At 38.5% G+C, this 16,332-nt stretch carries 12 protein-coding genes and 8 tRNA genes; 17 read left to right on the forward strand and 3 right to left on the reverse strand.

Annotation, left to right across the window (positions count from 1 at the left end):
- The first annotated feature begins 43 nt into the window (after positions 1–43).
- The 11 genes from tolB (at position 44) to ACRWQL_RS17145 (ending at position 4,500) form a co-directional block, all read left to right on the forward strand.
- The gene (gene tolB / locus ACRWQL_RS17095) at positions 44–1,372 is read left to right on the forward strand and encodes a Tol-Pal system beta propeller repeat protein TolB (protein WP_434938312.1); all 1,329 of its coding nucleotides are present in this window, start codon (positions 44–46) and stop codon (positions 1,370–1,372) included.
- A 25-nt stretch (positions 1,373–1,397) separates the two neighbouring features.
- Positions 1,398–1,934, forward strand: coding sequence for a peptidoglycan-associated lipoprotein Pal (pal, locus tag ACRWQL_RS17100; protein ID WP_434926550.1), 537 nt, complete (start codon positions 1,398–1,400; stop codon positions 1,932–1,934).
- A gap of 51 nt (positions 1,935–1,985) precedes the next feature.
- Positions 1,986–2,726, forward strand: a complete 741-nt coding sequence (ybgF, locus tag ACRWQL_RS17105; RefSeq protein ID WP_434938310.1) for a tol-pal system protein YbgF — start codon at positions 1,986–1,988, stop codon at positions 2,724–2,726.
- Positions 2,727–2,961: 235 nt separating this feature from the next.
- Positions 2,962–3,037, forward strand: a tRNA-Lys gene (locus ACRWQL_RS17110).
- 43 nt (positions 3,038–3,080) lie between these two features.
- Positions 3,081–3,156: transfer RNA gene (locus ACRWQL_RS17115), tRNA-Lys, on the forward strand.
- Between the two features lie 43 nt (positions 3,157–3,199).
- Positions 3,200–3,275, forward strand: a tRNA-Lys gene (locus ACRWQL_RS17120).
- A gap of 42 nt (positions 3,276–3,317) precedes the next feature.
- Positions 3,318–3,393, forward strand: a tRNA-Lys gene (locus ACRWQL_RS17125).
- Between the two features lie 303 nt (positions 3,394–3,696).
- Positions 3,697–3,772: transfer RNA gene (locus ACRWQL_RS17130), tRNA-Lys, on the forward strand.
- A gap of 255 nt (positions 3,773–4,027) precedes the next feature.
- Positions 4,028–4,103, forward strand: a tRNA-Lys gene (locus ACRWQL_RS17135).
- A 128-nt stretch (positions 4,104–4,231) separates the two neighbouring features.
- Positions 4,232–4,324: transfer RNA gene (locus tag ACRWQL_RS17140), tRNA-Lys, on the forward strand.
- Positions 4,325–4,395: 71 nt separating this feature from the next.
- Positions 4,396–4,500 (forward strand) — tRNA-Lys (locus ACRWQL_RS17145).
- A gap of 631 nt (positions 4,501–5,131) precedes the next feature.
- On the opposite strand, the gene ACRWQL_RS17150 is transcribed toward ACRWQL_RS17145, so the two are convergent.
- Genes ACRWQL_RS17150 through ACRWQL_RS17160 form a run of 3 tightly spaced genes read right to left on the reverse strand, consistent with a single transcriptional unit; the run spans position 5,132 to position 8,375 of the window.
- Positions 5,132–5,596, reverse strand: coding sequence for a hypothetical protein (locus tag ACRWQL_RS17150; protein ID WP_434951251.1), 465 nt, complete (start codon positions 5,594–5,596; stop codon positions 5,132–5,134).
- Positions 5,597–5,613: 17 nt separating this feature from the next.
- Positions 5,614–7,674 (reverse strand): bifunctional diguanylate cyclase/phosphodiesterase, encoded by a 2,061-nt coding sequence (locus ACRWQL_RS17155; RefSeq protein WP_434951253.1) that lies wholly within the window; start codon positions 7,672–7,674, stop codon positions 5,614–5,616.
- 20 nt (positions 7,675–7,694) lie between these two features.
- Entirely contained in the window at positions 7,695–8,375 is a 681-nt protein-coding gene (locus tag ACRWQL_RS17160; protein WP_434951255.1) for a transglutaminase-like cysteine peptidase, read from the reverse strand.
- Between the two features lie 1,197 nt (positions 8,376–9,572).
- On the opposite strand from ACRWQL_RS17160, the gene ACRWQL_RS17165 reads away from it, so the two are divergent.
- From ACRWQL_RS17165 to ACRWQL_RS17190, 6 genes are all read left to right on the forward strand, one after another.
- The gene (locus ACRWQL_RS17165) at positions 9,573–10,739 is read left to right on the forward strand and encodes a nucleotide sugar dehydrogenase (RefSeq protein WP_434951257.1); all 1,167 of its coding nucleotides are present in this window, start codon (positions 9,573–9,575) and stop codon (positions 10,737–10,739) included.
- 29 nt (positions 10,740–10,768) lie between these two features.
- Positions 10,769–11,899 carry a non-hydrolyzing UDP-N-acetylglucosamine 2-epimerase gene (gene wecB, locus ACRWQL_RS17170; protein ID WP_434951259.1) on the forward strand — a complete coding sequence of 377 codons (1,131 nt, stop codon included), beginning with the start codon at positions 10,769–10,771 and terminating at the stop codon, positions 11,897–11,899.
- 87 nt (positions 11,900–11,986) lie between these two features.
- Entirely contained in the window at positions 11,987–13,225 is a 1,239-nt protein-coding gene (gene wecC / locus ACRWQL_RS17175; RefSeq protein ID WP_434951261.1) for a UDP-N-acetyl-D-mannosamine dehydrogenase, read from the forward strand.
- Positions 13,226–13,266: 41 nt separating this feature from the next.
- A complete protein-coding gene (locus ACRWQL_RS17180; protein ID WP_434951263.1) occupies positions 13,267–14,499 on the forward strand; it encodes a hypothetical protein in 1,233 nt (410 codons plus the stop codon).
- Entirely contained in the window at positions 14,486–15,796 is a 1,311-nt protein-coding gene (locus ACRWQL_RS17185) for an O-antigen polymerase (RefSeq protein WP_434951265.1), read from the forward strand. The genes ACRWQL_RS17180 and ACRWQL_RS17185 overlap by 14 nt, the downstream gene beginning before the upstream one ends.
- 61 nt (positions 15,797–15,857) lie before the next feature.
- On the forward strand, positions 15,858–16,295 hold the full coding sequence (locus ACRWQL_RS17190; protein WP_434951267.1) for a serine O-acetyltransferase: 438 nt from the start codon (positions 15,858–15,860) through the stop codon (positions 16,293–16,295).
- Positions 16,296–16,332: the final 37 nt, after the last annotated feature.

Raw genomic sequence — 16,332 nt, forward strand, 5'->3', positions numbered from 1 at the left:
ACAAAATAATGCATTAAAAATGCGAAGGGTATGAAGGAGTCTCATGAATAATTTGGTTAAATGGTTCGCATTGGCATGTGTTGTAATGATAACGCCAGCACGTGCAGCCTTGGATATTGTGATCACCGAAGGTGTTGATCAATCGCGTCCAATCGCTATCGTGCCTTTTGTATGGCAAGGTGAAGGTGCAGCGCCTGCATCTATTTCAGATGTCGTGATGTCTGACTTATCTAGAAGTGGTACTTTTTCACCACTAGATAAACGTGCATTACCACAGTCTAATATTAATACAGTAGCTCAGTTCAACGCTGCTAACTGGGGCAATGTGTCCGCAGATGCACTTGTTGTTGGTTCGGTTAAGCCCTACGGCACAGGTCAATTTTTAGTTACTTTTGAACTTATCGACCTGGTAAAAGCACAGCTTCAAGCTGGCAAAGGCCCTGTTAACAATAGCGAACTGGTTTTAGAAAGCCGCGAAACTGTGATTAACGCTAACCAATTTAGACAATACGCCCATCGCATCAGCGATGTGGTATATGAAAAATTAACTGGAATAAGAGGCGCGTTCTTAACTCGAATCGCCTATGTTGTCGTTAAGCAAGGCCAAAAAGCGCCGTATCATTTAATGATCGCCGACTATGATGGTTACAACGAGCAAATGTTATTACGCTCGCCAGAACCATTAATGTCACCAAGCTGGTCACCAGATGGTCGTCGTTTAGCGTATGTGAGTTTTGAAAATCGCAAAGCTGAAATATTTGTTCAAGACATATACACTCAAACTCGTACGCTAGTAAGTAGTTTTGACGGTATAAATGGCGCGCCTTCTTTTTCACCAGACGGTAAAAAGTTAGCCGTGACCTTATCAAAAGATGGTCAGCCAGAAATTTACACAGTGGATATAGCCACAAAAGCAACCAAACGTGTAACAGATCACTACGCCATTGACACAGAGCCTTCATGGTTCCCCGATGGTAAGTCGCTTCTTTTCACGTCTGAGCGTGGCGGTAGACCGCAGCTTTACAAAGTGAATTTGGATACAAATAAAGTCAGTCGAATGACTTTTGAAGGCGAATGGAATTTAGGTGGTTCAATTACACCTGATGGTCGCAGCATGATTTTTGTGAATCGTACTAATGGACGTTTCAATATTGCCAGAATGGACTTAGCAACTCGCTTTATGCAGGTGTTATCATCTACTCGATTAGATGAATCACCAAGTGTTGCACCTAATGGTACTATGGTGATTTATGGTACGACTCACGAAGGTAAACAAGTACTGGCAGCGGTTTCTACCGATGGCCGATTTAAGGCAAGATTGCCTGCTGGACAAGGTGAGGTGAAATCACCAGCCTGGTCCCCATTTCTTTAATATTAAGTATCGATAAGGATTTAACATGGATCTGAATAAGTTGTTCAAAGCTATGATGGTTGCAGTTCCGCTAATGGCACTGGGTGCTTGTAGCTCAACTTCAGACTCTGACACAGATGCTAGCGGTTCTACTTCTGGTTCATCTAGCGAGTATGGTAATGGTGGTATTGAAACTGGTGGTGCTGGTGCAGTATTAAGCCCAGCAGAACAGCAACGTTTGAAAGAGCAAGAATTACGTCGTCAAAACATTATTTACTTCGATTTCGATCGCAGTGAAGTACAAACTGACAATGCTGACATTCTTATGGCACACGGCAATTACTTAGTTGAACACCCAAATGTTCGCGTACTAATTGAAGGCCATGCTGACGAACGTGGTACACCAGAATACAACATCGCACTAGGCGAACGTCGCGCTAAAGCGATTGCTAAATACTTACAAGGCATGGGTGTACAACCTAGCCAAATGAGTATCGTAAGCTACGGTGAAGAAAAGCCTTTAGACTTTTCTCGCACTGACACCGGTTTTGCTCAAAACCGTCGCGGTGTGTTAGTTTACTAAGCGTTAATGAAGAAAGGTCAACCACCTTGGTTGACCCGTTAGGAGATTTACATGAAACATGCCGTATTAGTTGCGGCAATGTTCTTTGGTGCAGGGGCAGCAGTAGCTGCTCCCGCTCCTGTAGAGGATGTTGCTAATGGTTCAAGCGATGATCGTTTAGCACGTGTAGAACGCATCATAAAAGCAAAGCAACAGGGTGAATTTGACATGCAACGTCGACTAGACGCTTTGCAAAGAGAAGTGTTGGATTTACGTGGCATTACTGAGCAACAGAATTACCAGATCAATCAAATGTTGCAACGTCAACGCCAGCTTTACGAAGACATAGCAAACTTATCGAGCAAACCCGCAGCAGTAGTAAACGCACCCGCTGCAACAGATGCAGTTAGCGTTGCCGCCTCAAGCTCGACATTAGGTGAAACAGGTAGCTATGAAGCTGCGGTTAACCTAGTGCTTAAAGATCGTAAGTATGATGATGCTATTCCTGCCTTTAGAAGTTTTATAAAACAATATCCGCAATCAAGCTATGCTGCTAATGCCAATTACTGGTTAGGTCAGCTATTGTTTAATAAAGGTGAGCATGCAGATGCTAAAGGTGCCTTTAGTGCGGTTGTGAGTCAATTTGCTGATTCAAACAAACGTGGCGATAGTTTAGTTAAGTTAGGTATGATTGCTGAAAAAGAGAGTGACCTTGCCGGAGCAAAAGCACTCTATAATAAAGTATTAAAAGAATACCCTAACAGCGCTTCAGCACGCCTTGCACAGCAGCAGTTATCAGCACTTAATGGCTAATAAAGTCAAAAAGCAGCCTCTTAGTCTGTTTTTCATGCAAACAACCACAAATTACAAATTTGCGCTTGCATGACAAAATGAAAACGGTATTATAGGCGCCCTCAGAACGGCATAGCCTTTTGGGGGATGTTTTAGACTTATTTAGAACATTCCGGGTCGTTAGCTCAGTCGGTCTTGAAACATAGACAGTTGGCTTTTGTTCCAGTTAACCATAACAGGTTAGCAAAACATCGTTGGGTCGTTAGCTCAGTCGGTAGAGCAGTTGGCTTTTAACCAATTGGTCGAAGGTTCGAATCCTTCACGACCCACCACTTTATTTAAATAGTGGTTAAAGAATTTAAAGTAATACTAGATGGGTCGTTAGCTCAGTCGGTAGAGCAGTTGGCTTTTAACCAATTGGTCGAAGGTTCGAATCCTTCACGACCCACCACTTTATTTAAATAGTGGTTAAAAAATTTAAAGTAATATCAGATGGGTCGTTAGCTCAGTCGGTAGAGCAGTTGGCTTTTAACCAATTGGTCGAAGGTTCGAATCCTTCACGACCCACCACTTTATTTGAGAGTGGCTAAAAAATTTAAAGTAATATCAGATGGGTCGTTAGCTCAGTCGGTAGAGCAGTTGGCTTTTAACCAATTGGTCGAAGGTTCGAATCCTTCACGACCCACCACTTTATTTAAATAGTGGTTAAAGAATTTAAAGTAATATCAGATGGGTCGTTAGCTCAGTCACTCTTTATTTACATCAAGAGCTGCAGTTAGCTTTTAACCAATTTGTCGAAGGTTTTAATCTTCACGTTATACCACTTTATTTGAGAGTGGCTAAATAATTCACTTACCAGATGGGTCGTTAGCTCAGTCACTCTTTATTTACATCAAGAGCTGCAGTTAGCTTTTAACCAATTTGTCGAAGGTTTTAATCTTCACGTTATACCACTTTATTTGAGAGTGGCTAAATAATTCACTTACCAGATGGGTCGTTAGCTCAGTCGGTAGAGCAGTTGGCTTTTAACCAATTGGTCGAAGGTTCGAATCCTTCACGACCCACCACTTTATTTAAATAGTGGTTAAAGAATTTAAAGTAATATCAGATGGGTCGTTAGCTCAGTCACTCTTTATTTACATCAAGAGCTGCAGTTAGCTTTTAACCAATTTGTCGAAGGTTTTAATCTTCACGTTATACCACTTTATTTGAGAGTGGCTAAATAATTCACTTACCAGATGGGTCGTTAGCTCAGTCGGTCTTGAAACATAGACAGTTAGCTTTTGTTCCAGTTAACCATAACAGGTTAGCAAAACATCGTTGGGTCGTTAGCTCAGTCGGTAGAGCAGTTGGCTTTTAACCAATTGGTCGAAGGTTCGAATCCTTCACGACCCACCACTTCTTCAATTCTCCGTATTAAATTCCTCCTGTTTTTATCAATGGTTTATTAATTTATATCAGTTTTTTCTCTGAATAATTATCAGTTGAATTCCCGTTAACTACTTAAAGATCAGCAAGACCAAGATGGGTCGTTAGCTCAGTCACTTTCTATTTGGATCAAGTGCTGCAGTTAGCTTTTAACCCATTGGTCGAAGGTTCGAATCCTTCACGACCCACCACTTTTCCTTCCCGATGTTGTAACTCCTAGTTGTAATCTCCAGTTAACCATATCGCTTAGCAAAACCAAGATGTGTCGTTAGCTCAGTCACTCTTTCTCTAAGCGAAGAGCTACATCAAGAGCTGCAGTTTGCTTTTAACCAATTGGTCGAAGGTTCGAATCCTTCACGACCCACCACTTCTTCAACTCTTCGTATTAAATGCCAGTTAACTATTTAAAGATCAGCAAAACCAAGATGTTTCGTTACCTCAGTCACTCTTTCACTAAGCTAAAAGCTAGATCAAAAGCTGCAGTTGGCTTTTAACCCATTGGTCGAAGGTTCGATCCTTCACGAGCCACCACTTCTTTACTTCTTCCAATACGGCTTATCTAGTTGTTTAAACAAAATGCTTTGGGGTTATGATGTTTAAATGCCTCTACAAGCAAATATAAACAGCTAGCAGCGTAGATCATTGAGTAGACTCACAAAGTCAGCTTAATTATAAATAAGTCATTTCAGGCTCGCTAACCCACTTTAAATCTATATGCAGAATCCGCATTTTTGTAATAGGTATTTAAAACACAAACCTTATCAATTAGCTCGGCACTTTAAAGCCTACAGATTAAGTCTTGAGGTGAGCAGGGTGATCTAAGAAGCAAAGATTAGAATTTGAAAACGAGGGCAATGTACTGCTGTATATCTTGATTAAATAACCTGAACTCGGGATAAGAGATAGAAGTAAAACAGTTAATTATTAAAATTCAGCCAATAAAAAAGCCCATATTAATGGGCTTTTTTAAAACAGCTATTAGCTAGTAAAATCGGTTTCTAGTTACCAGAAATACCGTTTCCGCCACCACCGCCGCCGCCACCGTTGCTTCCGCTAGAGCTTCCGCCAGATTGACCTGGGTTTAATCCAACTGAAGTGCCAGATGTTTGACCGCCAGTGGCAGTTGCTGTTTGAGTTGCTTGAGCGACAACGCTTGAAGAAACACCATTTGCAGCAGCAACTACAGCAATTACGTCTGATGATACGCCAGCTTGTTGAGCAGCGGCAAGAATTTGAGCTTGAGCAGCTTCATCGCCTGCAGCAGCGACAAGCGCAGCAGATAAAATAGCTTCAGCTTCAGCAGCTGTTGAATTTGCTATCATGTCTGCAGTGTACTGGCCAACAGTGCCAGCAGCAACAGCAGCTTCTAAGCCTGCGTTATATTCTTCTAGGCTGACAGCTGAAACACCGGCAGACAATAGAAGAGAAAGTACAACTGCAGCAGTTTGTAACTTGCGCATCATTGTGTTCCTTACAATAGTTAAAAATCATTAAGTTTAAGTTCTGTTTCAATTGTATCAGCACTTACTCGTAAAAGTGTATTAAAATTACGTACAGAGTACAAGCCGTTTCCTTGCAGGCCATCAATGTTCAATTGCACGCATTGCTGGCTTATTGCCAAGGTTTCTATCTGTGGCGCTATCATTTTAATGCCAATACCGTGACAAATTTGGGTAATGGTTTGAATAAAAAACTGTGTATCTGCTTGTTCTATATCACGTATATAGCTGCCATCAATTTTAATGTAGTCAACATTTAAATTTTTAATATATTGAAACGAGCTTAAGCTTGAGCCAAAACGCTCAATGGCGATTTCAATATTTAATGCTTTCGACTGACTAATAAATTGCTTGGTTGACTCCAGTGACAACATAGCCCCAGACTCATTAAATTCACACAACAGCGGCGGCAGTTTCGACTGCAATTGTTTATACGTATCAAATAGCCATTCAGTAAAGCGAGTATTATGCAGTGCATGGTTACTAATGTTGATCGCCACACGGGTATTTTTAACATGATGCAGTTTGTAAAAAATAAAACAAATCACCGTTTGCTCTAATTCTTGCAGTAACCCCAAACGCTCGGCCATAGCAAACACATCAATGGTCGACAGCGTTTCATTGTTGTGCTTAAACCGCACAAAACACTCAACATAAAGCAGCTGGTTAGTTGTATCCACTACCGGTTGCAGCATTAAATCAAACAGCTTATCTAAAGGGATACACTTAATCGCAAAATCCTGCGGCTTAGTGTGAACAATCTCAGCGTTAAAATACTCAGTAAACTGCTTAAGTATTGCTACCCACTCTTCACGTGAATGGGTTGCTGTAGGTGTTGATGTGGTTAATCCCGTTACAGGGGAATCTAAATAACTGTCATGGGTTAACTGGCTATCTAAACGCTGCGCCGCATCAGAAAAGGTTTCACTATACTCAACACTGGTTAATGCATGTTTTGCAAAGCCCTGGCTAAAGCGGTTGGTATTGGCTACCGAAAACGCATCGCCAATTTTACCGTCTAAAATAGACACCAAGTCATGGGTGGTTTGCGACAAAATAGCAAACTCAGACCCCGACACTCTATAAAGGCTCACATCGTTATAAACCGATACTTGGTCCGCTAAAATAGTTGCCCCTTCAGTAATATACGCATCACCGTGGGCATAACCTTCGGTATCGTTTATCAATTGCAGTGAGGTTAACGACACCATGCCAAAATACAAACGATTACCGTTTTTTTCAGCCTCATGCTTTAACGAGTCAAACGCCTTCATTAAAGCACGTCTATTAGGCAAGCCAGTATGGCTATCGATATACACTTCTTTTGATAACTTTTCCGCGTTCAGTGTTTGCTCTGAAAAAGAGCGCTGAATATTGGTGACCATTTTGTTAATGGCATTCACAACCGTATTTAACTCAGTGGTGAACGGCTTGATAGGGTTTAAATCAAAGCGCTTTTCAATGACCGCTTCAGCCTGTAACTCAATGCGTTTTAACGGCGCAAGTACCGACTTAATGATCAAATAGGCAAACAGTAACGCGATAAAAAATTGTATTAGGGTGGTGGTTAACGCATTAACGCTATGGTCCCATAATGTTTTATAAGATGTGCCCGCATGGGACTGCACTTCAAGCGTACCGGCAATGTTCCAGCCGTTGCTCACTTCACTTACCATTAACGGTGGCGTAAGCGGCAATATCGCCATAAACCAGCTAGGTACATTAAAGTTACCTTGCTTATTCAGTCGCTCAAATTTAACGTCACCGTTAATGTCTGTAAACGAAATACGTTGATAATAACCAGAGTCAAAAATAGCGTTGGTCATGGTAGCCGCAATCACCATGCCTTCTTCATCCATATAAGGCGATATAGACAAGCCTAAACTAATAGCCGCCCCTTGAGCGTGGGATGCTAATTGCTCATTTAAATAACTGCGCATATTAGACACATTATTAAACAGCGACGCACCAAAGCTAAATAAAGACAAACACGCAATTAATAAATACAACTGCGCCCGTAAAGAGATTCCCTTTCTAAACATAATATTTGACCCTGTTAAAGTTATTCACCGTTTTCTATACGCTGCATTAAAACTGACCAATCAGTAGTGCCTTTACTGTCGGGTTTAGCTGAACTTAACCCATGTGCTTTAGCTAACCATAAACCTTGTCCATTAAAGGAATATATGGGTTTTAAATCTGGACGACGATTTGCTGATAACACTTTACGATTAAGATTATCTAACACTAACGGCAATGATGATGGTGTTTCAAAGTAAATTAGCACCATATGGGGTTCATTAAAGGTTAACGACCGCACATACATCAACCGCAGCTTATTCTCATCCATGCCCATAGCAAGCAAAGTCATATACTTGAAAATGGCATAATCTTCACAGTCACCAGCACCAGTCCCTAAGGACTCTGTTGGCGTTGCCCAGTAATCTAAGGTATTCCAATGTTTCAAGTCAGACTTAAAATCAATATGCCTATTGGCGAACTCATTGGCCAGTAACAACCTATCGTAATCATCCAGGTCGCTACCTTCATCAATCACTTCACGCCAGTCATAAAAGTCGCTAAGTTTTTTATCGCCGTAGCCTTGTTTTATGCCAGCAAAAAAGTCGTCGGTAAATAAACTGTCGCTTAAGGTGGCAAAACACACAGCCGAAAACACCACAGGTATGGCTAACCAATGGCGGTATTTATTCATATTAACAAGCAAACTCTTAATACGCGTCATTCCTGCTGTTTATCATTGAATCAATAGAGCGATAATCACCGCAAAATTACCCAATAATCTGTCTATTGAGATCAAAGTGACACAAACCTGATGCACATCATAATCTAGTTAAGTTACAAACAAAAATAAAATGACAACGGCACAGGCAAACAAAGTCTTTTATTTGAATGCGTTGCGCTTAACCTCGTCATTCAAAAGTGTTAGCCATTAAGCAAGTTCAAAATCTGTTTAAGCTAGCTTAAGTCATTTAAATTTAGTCGCAGCATACCTGTAATGAGTCCAGTAGCATTAGCCCAGTGCATTAGCACACTAGGATTAGCCAAGCTGCATGAATTTAGCAGTATTAGTCCAGTTGCATAAGCCCAGTCACCTGAACCCAGCAGCCAAAAAACAAAACATTGGCCAACATAGTATTGTCATAATAGTCAAATAAGCTATATCCAACAGGCTAGCTAACATAATAGATACCGTCGTTAGCAGCCAAAGTAACTCTTAAGTAAAAATGCAACTCAGAAACCAAAACGTAACTCATAAACGAAAGCGCACTAGGGGTAAAGTGATAGTGAAGGTGAAAAGGAAATTATAGTAAAGTAATAGGGACGTTACAGTACAAGGTGTGGTTACTGACATAACTTAACGACAAACGATAAAACCAGCAAGCGCGGCTAGTTTCTGATTTTAAATAGAAAAAAATAACGTGAAAAATTAGACGAATAAAAAAACGTCAAAAAATAACAAAATGCGTCAAAAAACTGTCATTAACTTAGCATTTACTCTATAATCTCCGCGAAATAGAGTGCTGACATAGAAATTAGTAGTAGAAAAGGAAATTTTAAAACAAGGCATGACGCCACTGATTAACTTTTTTTTGAATCAAAATCACCTGATTTTGTTCGTTAGTTTATCTCTGTAATCTCATCCTGTTTTAACTCCAACAATACCCAAACTATCCATTTAGGTGCAACAGCGGTTGTTTCGTCACCTGCAAGCCAAAGTTAATTCTGGCCGGGTAAATTGTGTCTACTATTTCTTAATAACGTTATTGGCTCAAGCTTAGTCGTTCAAGCTTATTAGTTTTGCGCTTAAAACATAAAATAGCAGCTGTAACAATCGGTTTGAATCGGTTAGCTTTTTTTAAGTCAGTTTTTAAATCAGTTACCAATGAGTTTTGTTTAGATCATCAGGAAGATCATCAACATGAAAATAGCCATCGCTGGTACAGGATATGTCGGTTTATCTAACGCTATGTTATTAGCGCAACACAATGAAGTGGTTGCGGTAGACATAGTTGCAGAAAAAATAAGCCAGCTTAATAATAAAGTCTCTCCTGTTGTCGATGCCGAAATTGAAGATTTTTTAACAAACAAAAAACTCAACTTCACCGCCACCTTAAACAAGCAGGCAGCCTATACGGGCGCCGACTTTGTTATTATTGCTACACCAACAGACTACGATCCAGCAACAAGCTACTTTAATACCGCGTCAGTTGAATCCGTTATCAAAGATGTCATCAGCATTAACCCTAATGCAGTGATGATCATAAAATCAACCGTGCCAGTAGGCTATACCGAACGTATTAAACAAGAGTTTGCCTGTAACAATATTATATTTTCGCCAGAGTTTTTGCGTGAAGGCAAAGCACTGCACGACAATCTTTACCCGTCTCGCATTATTGTTGGTGAACAAAGCGAACGTGCTAACACCTTTGCCAACTTATTAGTGCAAGGCGCCATTAAGCAAGATATTGAAGTGCTATTTACCCACTCAACCGAGGCTGAAGCGGTTAAGCTGTTTTCAAATACCTATTTAGCTTTACGGGTAGCCTACTTTAACGAGCTAGACACCTATGCAGAAGCCCATGGGTTAGACAGCAAACAAATTATCGACGGTGTGTGTTTAGACCCCCGCATAGGTAATCACTACAATAACCCATCATTTGGCTACGGTGGCTACTGCTTACCCAAAGACACCAAACAGCTACGGGCAAACTATGCCGACGTACCTAATAACTTAATTAGCGCCATTGTTGACTCTAATACCACCCGCAAAGACTTTATTGCCGACTCAATCATCAAACGTAACCCTAAAACGGTTGGCATTTACCGCCTAATTATGAAGTCAGGCTCAGACAATTTTAGGTCATCAAGTATTCAAGGCATTATGAAGCGCATCAAAGCCGTAGGTATTGAAGTGATCATTTACGAGCCAGTAATGCAGCAAGACGATTTTTTTAACTCAAAAGTTTACCGTAATCTTGCCCAGTTTAAAGCCGATGCCGATGTGATTATATCTAATCGCGCTGCTGACGAACTCAGTGATGTAACTCATAAAGTATATACCCGCGACTTGTTTGGTAACGATTAAGCAATATTAAGCGCTAAAAGGAATTTGTAATGATAAAAGTTTTATCAGTATTTGGTACCAGACCAGAAGCAATTAAAATGGCGCCTTTGGTTAAAGCGCTCGAAAGCGCAGAAGGTATCAACGCTAAAGTGTGTGTAACAGCACAACATCGTGAAATGCTTGATCAGGTGTTAAATTTATTCAATATCATCCCAGATTATGACTTAAACATAATGAAGCCAGGTCAAACACTGTATGACGTCACAACCAATATATTATTGGGGTTAAAACCTGTTCTAGAAGAATTTAAGCCAGACATCGTACTTGTGCATGGTGATACCGCAACAACGCTATCAACCAGTTTAGCGGCTTATTATCAGCAAATACCCGTAGGCCATGTTGAGGCAGGCTTAAGAACCGGCAATATCTATTCGCCCTGGCCTGAAGAGGGCAATCGTAAATTAACCGGCGCAATAGCCACCTTACATTTTGCCCCCACTCAAGCATCTTTAGACAACTTGCTTAATGAAGGTATTAATCCAAATCAAATTACCATAACGGGTAATACGGTGATTGACGCTCTGTTGATTATTAAAAACAAGCTCGACACAGACGCTAGCCTAAATGAGGCCCTATCAGCGCAATATCCTGTTATTGATAAAACCAAAAAAATGATCTTGGTTACGGGCCATCGCCGTGAAAGCTTTGGTGGCGGCTTTGAGCGCATCTGTGAAGCATTAGTCAACATTGCTGCAAACCACCCAGAATGCCAAATTATCTACCCTGTGCATTTAAATCCTAATGTGCGTGAACCGGTCAATCGTATTCTGCAAAATGTTAATAATGTGCACTTAATTGAGCCATTAGATTACCTGCCTTTTGTGTATTTTATGAATCAAGCACACATATTATTAACCGACTCTGGCGGCATACAAGAAGAGGCACCATCGCTTGGTAAGCCAGTTTTAGTGATGCGCGACACCACTGAACGACCAGAAGCCGTTACAGCGGGCACAGTTAAATTAGTCGGTACAGATAAACAGGTAATTATCGATGCAGTTGAAAGCTTGCTAACAAATGACGCGCAATACAGTGCAATGAGTAAAGCACATAACCCGTATGGCGACGGTAAAGCTTGCCAGCATATTATTGAAAAAATTAAGCAGCACTTTACCCAATAATAACCCTATTAACCTGGTTGATTGTTATCGAGCTTGCATAGTTATTAATTCATTTTATATAAACAAATTTGCGCTAAAGGAAACACCATGTCATTCAAAAAAGTATCAGTTATCGGTCTTGGCTATATTGGCCTACCTACCGCCGCAGTTCTAGCATCGCGTGGCTTAGAAGTCATTGGCGTTGATATAAATCAACAAGCTGTTGATACCATTAACGAAGGCCGTATTCATATTGTTGAGCCAGATTTAGATATTATTGTACGTGGTGTGGTGACTACAGGTAACTTGCGCGCAACCACTAAGCCAGAAGCGGCTGAAGCCTTTATGATTGCCGTGCCAACACCGTTTAAAGAAGGCAATGCACCAGACCTTAAATACATTGAAGCCGCAGCCAAAGCCATTGCGCCAGTGTTAGAAAAAGGCAATTTAGTTATTCTTGAATCTACATCGCCTGTAGGCGCAACAGAAAAACTATCAGCCTGGCTGAAAGAAGCGCGCCCTGACTTAACATTCCCCCAAGACCTAGGCGACACAGCCGACATTAAAGTGGCGCATTGTCCAGAGCGTGTATTACCAGGTTACGTATTACAAGAGCTGGTTGCCAATGACCGCGTAATTGGTGGCATGAGCAAAGCCTGTAGTGAAAGAGCGGTCGAGCTTTACCACACTTTTGTACGCGGTGAATGCATTATTACCAATGCACGTACCGCTGAAATGGCCAAACTGACTGAAAACTCATTCCGTGACGTTAACATTGCCTTTGCTAATGAATTGTCGGTTATTTGCGACAAGCTAAAAATCAACGTGTGGGAGCTAATCAAACTGGCTAACCGTCATCCGCGCGTTAACATCTTAAGCCCAGGCCCAGGTGTTGGCGGCCACTGTATCGCAGTAGACCCATGGTTTATTGTCGACAGTTGCCCAGATGAGGCCAACATTATCCGCCAGGCCCGCTTAACCAACGACGCTAAACCGTTTTATGTTATCGATCAAATTATTCAAGCGGCAGACCAATTCAAAAAGCCGGTTATTGCCTGCTTAGGCCTAGCCTTTAAAGCCGATATTGACGACTTACGTGAAAGCCCAGCATTACAAATCGTCGAGCACTTAGCCGGTTTAGACATTGCCGATGTATTAGCGGTAGAGCCAAATATTAAAAGCTTACCGAATAAGCTGGTGGATAAAAATGTTGAATTGGTCACGCTAGAAACGGCGTTAGAAAAAGCTAATGTGATTGTCGTCTTGGTTGATCACAAACAGTTTAAAGCAGCGGATAAAAGCCAGTTTGCTAAAAAAGTGATTATTGATACTCGTGGGATTATGTAAAAATAAAAAATTTTAACTAAGTAAGTGGAGTTGTAGATTCTGTGGAAAAAAAAGAAATATACAAAAAGTTTCTGGGAATTGGATCTATAACTCTTTTTAGTCAGTTAATAGCTCTTACTTTGATGCCTCTAATAACTAAATTTTATGGACCAACACTTTTCGGTCAGTATAGTGTTTTGTTATCGATAATATTGTTATTTACAATGTTGAGTACTTTAAATATACAGCAAGATATCACAAAAGGTAGTCTAGTTAAGTATAAGTACAAAATAAATACGATGTTGTTCTTATCAATAAGCTTTTCAATATCGTTGGTTTTGTTAACACTTTGTTTTTTTATTTTAGATATCGTATTTTTTCACTATTTATATGTTGGGTTGGCTGTATTTGTCGTTTCAATATATCAAATTTATTACTTCTCTTTAATTAGAAATAAAGATTATAAAACTTTAGCCAAGTCTACAGCTTTTTTAGTGGTTAGTTTGCCTTTGTTACAGATTTTATTTATATTTTTTTTTGATAAAGATTTAAAGTTTTTGATTTTATCTCATTTTTTGTCAATGATATTTTCGTTAGCCTATATGGTCCATAAGCTAGGGTTTTTGATCTCTTTTAATGATATACATAAAAATTTTAGGCAAGCTAAATTTATAATAAAATTAAGTATCAAGAAGTATGTGGAAATTACTTTTGGTCGATTCCTTCAATTACTAAATTTGCAATTACCCATACTATTAACTGCACTTTTTTTAGAGATAGAAGCTGTAGCGATTATAGCCTTGTCACTTAAATTAGTTGAAGTTGTAGCACGATTTATTAGAAGTACAATAGGTAATTTTATATTGGCTGAGAATACGGTAGGCAAAAATCACATGCCAAGTTATACCGATGTGATTAGGAGTTATAAGTTTTTCTTTTTCTTTTCGTGTTTATTTTTATTGTTGTATTTAATAATATCATATTTTTTCATAGATATGATATTTGGAAATGAATGGAGTGGACTTGGCTTTGCACTTATTTTATTAACACCATATTTTTTTGCTAACCTAGTCACATCTGTTTTTTATTACATGATGAATATCGTGAAAATAAATAACAAGATGTATCAATTAGAGCTATCACTGTTATCTTTTATACTTGCTTTATATTTTGTTGGATACTACATGGGGTTCGGGGATAAATATGTATTAATTATAACTTCAATATTATATTTTTTTTACTCCATAGTGATGTTGGTTCTAATAGCTAAAAAGGTTAAAGATGTACGAGTTTAAATTTTTAATAATAACGATTTTTTTCTTTTCTATATTATTTTTTTATATGAAGATAAAGAAAAAAGAAACAAACACTTATAATATTGAAGTAATACTTTCTTTAGTTATCTTTATCTATGCGCTCCCAGTTGCGATTGCTAATTTATTCGGCTTGGATAATTTTCAGTTAGGTGATGACAGAATAATAAATATATATTTTGGTTATATATTGTGTGCGTTATTAATATTGGTTGGGTTTTATGTTAGTAGTATAAGCTTTTCAAGTTTAAATAATAATGAAATTAGTGATAAAGTAATAATTGATAAGCAAAGATTAGTTATGTTTTTTGTTTTGTTTGCAGGTATTTTGTTATATAGCATATATATACTTACAAGTTATGATAATTTAGCTCAAATGATACAGGATACATCTCGCGAGGAACGTTTTGCTAACGCTAAAGGTAAAGGTATATTTACAAGTGGTATATATCTTATAAATTTCGCATGGCTTTTTTTATTTTATAGTGACCTTAGATCCAAAAATAGTAAAATTTTAAAGATTCATATTATTTTATTGCTACTATACATACTTTTTTTTAGCGCATCAGGTGATCGGAGAGTATGGGTTTCACTAGTGATAGGTATGGTTTTTATGTGGTCAACAATAAATAAGTTACCAATCATTAAAATGATAATCTTTGGAGTCATCTCGCTTGTATTTCTTCAAGTATTTAGTAAAATCAGAGGCTATTCACATTCAATAGACGAAATGTTTAACTTTTTCATTTTAAACTTTACATATGAATGGTTTGATTTTTCAAGTGGTGAGTTTGGGTGGCATTATTTAATTGTATCTGATGTAATTGATTTCGTTAAAGTCTATGGAATGGAATTTGGTAAAACTTATATGCTTGCACCATTAGTTTCTATCCCTTCTTTTATCTATGAAAACAAACCAACTGGTTTATCTCCTTGGTATGCATCCATATACTTCCCTGATTATTTTTCTTCTGGTGGAACTTTAGCATTTTCATTTTTAGCTGAATCATATTTAAACTTTTCACTGGCGGGACCTATTTTGATTCCTTTCATTTTTGGATATTTTATCGCAGTTTTCCTCAGGTTTTTAAAAAGTAAATTTAAAATGGAATTTTTTATCACAATTTGTGCATCTCTCTTATCAACCGTTTTGATTTTTGCAAGGAGTGATTTCTCTGCAGTGATAAATCAAATTGTTATTTCTATTTTTTTACCAATTTCTATTTATTTTTTTTGTACATTTGTTATTAGACTTGGAACTATAAAAATAAGATTTTGAGCAGTGTTATTTTTAACTTGTCAATAATTTTATTGATTAATCAAAAAATGAAAGGTTTTTTATGAATGCAATTACTATACATAGATTTTCAAGTTGGTTATATACTAAGAATATCCCGGTACTCCCAAGGATATTATATTATTTTATTTTTTTGATTTATAACTCATCTATACCACCTTCAGTAAAAATTGGTAAGAACTCAAAGCTAGGCTATGGTGGGATAGGAGTTGTACTTCATGCCAGAGCTGTTATAGGAAAGAACGTTGTTATAAGCCAGAATGTTACTATTGGAGGTAAATCTGGCCTCTTTGAAGTTCCTGTTATAGAAGATGATGTTTATATCGGTGCCGGTGCGGTAATTCTTGGGCCGATTACTATTAAGACTGGTGCGATTGTTGGTGCTAATGCTGTCGTAGATAAAAATGTTGAACCTTATACTGTTGTTGGTGGAGTTCCTGCAAAGTTTATTAAAAATGTAGATAAGGAAGTTTTATCATAATTATAAGGTTTATGGTTTTTTAAATGTTTATTTAACT

The organism is Shewanella sp. HL-SH4 (assembly GCF_051164845.1).
In the GTDB taxonomy this organism is placed as follows: Bacteria; Pseudomonadota; Gammaproteobacteria; order Enterobacterales; family Shewanellaceae; genus Shewanella; species Shewanella glacialimarina.

Bases quoted from the DNA above. Each gene is read 5' to 3' on its own strand.
- tolB (WP_434938312.1), top strand. From the start codon at position 44: ATGAATAATTTGGTTAAATGGTTCGCATTGGCATGTGTTGTAATGATA.
- pal (WP_434926550.1), top strand. From the start codon at position 1,398: ATGGATCTGAATAAGTTGTTCAAAGCTATGATGGTTGCAGTTCCGCTA.
- ybgF (WP_434938310.1), top strand. From the start codon at position 1,986: ATGAAACATGCCGTATTAGTTGCGGCAATGTTCTTTGGTGCAGGGGCA.
- ACRWQL_RS17150 (WP_434951251.1), bottom strand. From the start codon at position 5,596: ATGATGCGCAAGTTACAAACTGCTGCAGTTGTACTTTCTCTTCTATTG.
- ACRWQL_RS17155 (WP_434951253.1), bottom strand. From the start codon at position 7,674: ATGTTTAGAAAGGGAATCTCTTTACGGGCGCAGTTGTATTTATTAATT.
- ACRWQL_RS17160 (WP_434951255.1), bottom strand. From the start codon at position 8,375: ATGACGCGTATTAAGAGTTTGCTTGTTAATATGAATAAATACCGCCAT.
- ACRWQL_RS17165 (WP_434951257.1), top strand. From the start codon at position 9,573: ATGAAAATAGCCATCGCTGGTACAGGATATGTCGGTTTATCTAACGCT.
- wecB (WP_434951259.1), top strand. From the start codon at position 10,769: ATGATAAAAGTTTTATCAGTATTTGGTACCAGACCAGAAGCAATTAAA.
- wecC (WP_434951261.1), top strand. From the start codon at position 11,987: ATGTCATTCAAAAAAGTATCAGTTATCGGTCTTGGCTATATTGGCCTA.
- ACRWQL_RS17185 (WP_434951265.1), top strand. From the start codon at position 14,486: ATGTACGAGTTTAAATTTTTAATAATAACGATTTTTTTCTTTTCTATA.
- ACRWQL_RS17190 (WP_434951267.1), top strand. From the start codon at position 15,858: ATGAATGCAATTACTATACATAGATTTTCAAGTTGGTTATATACTAAG.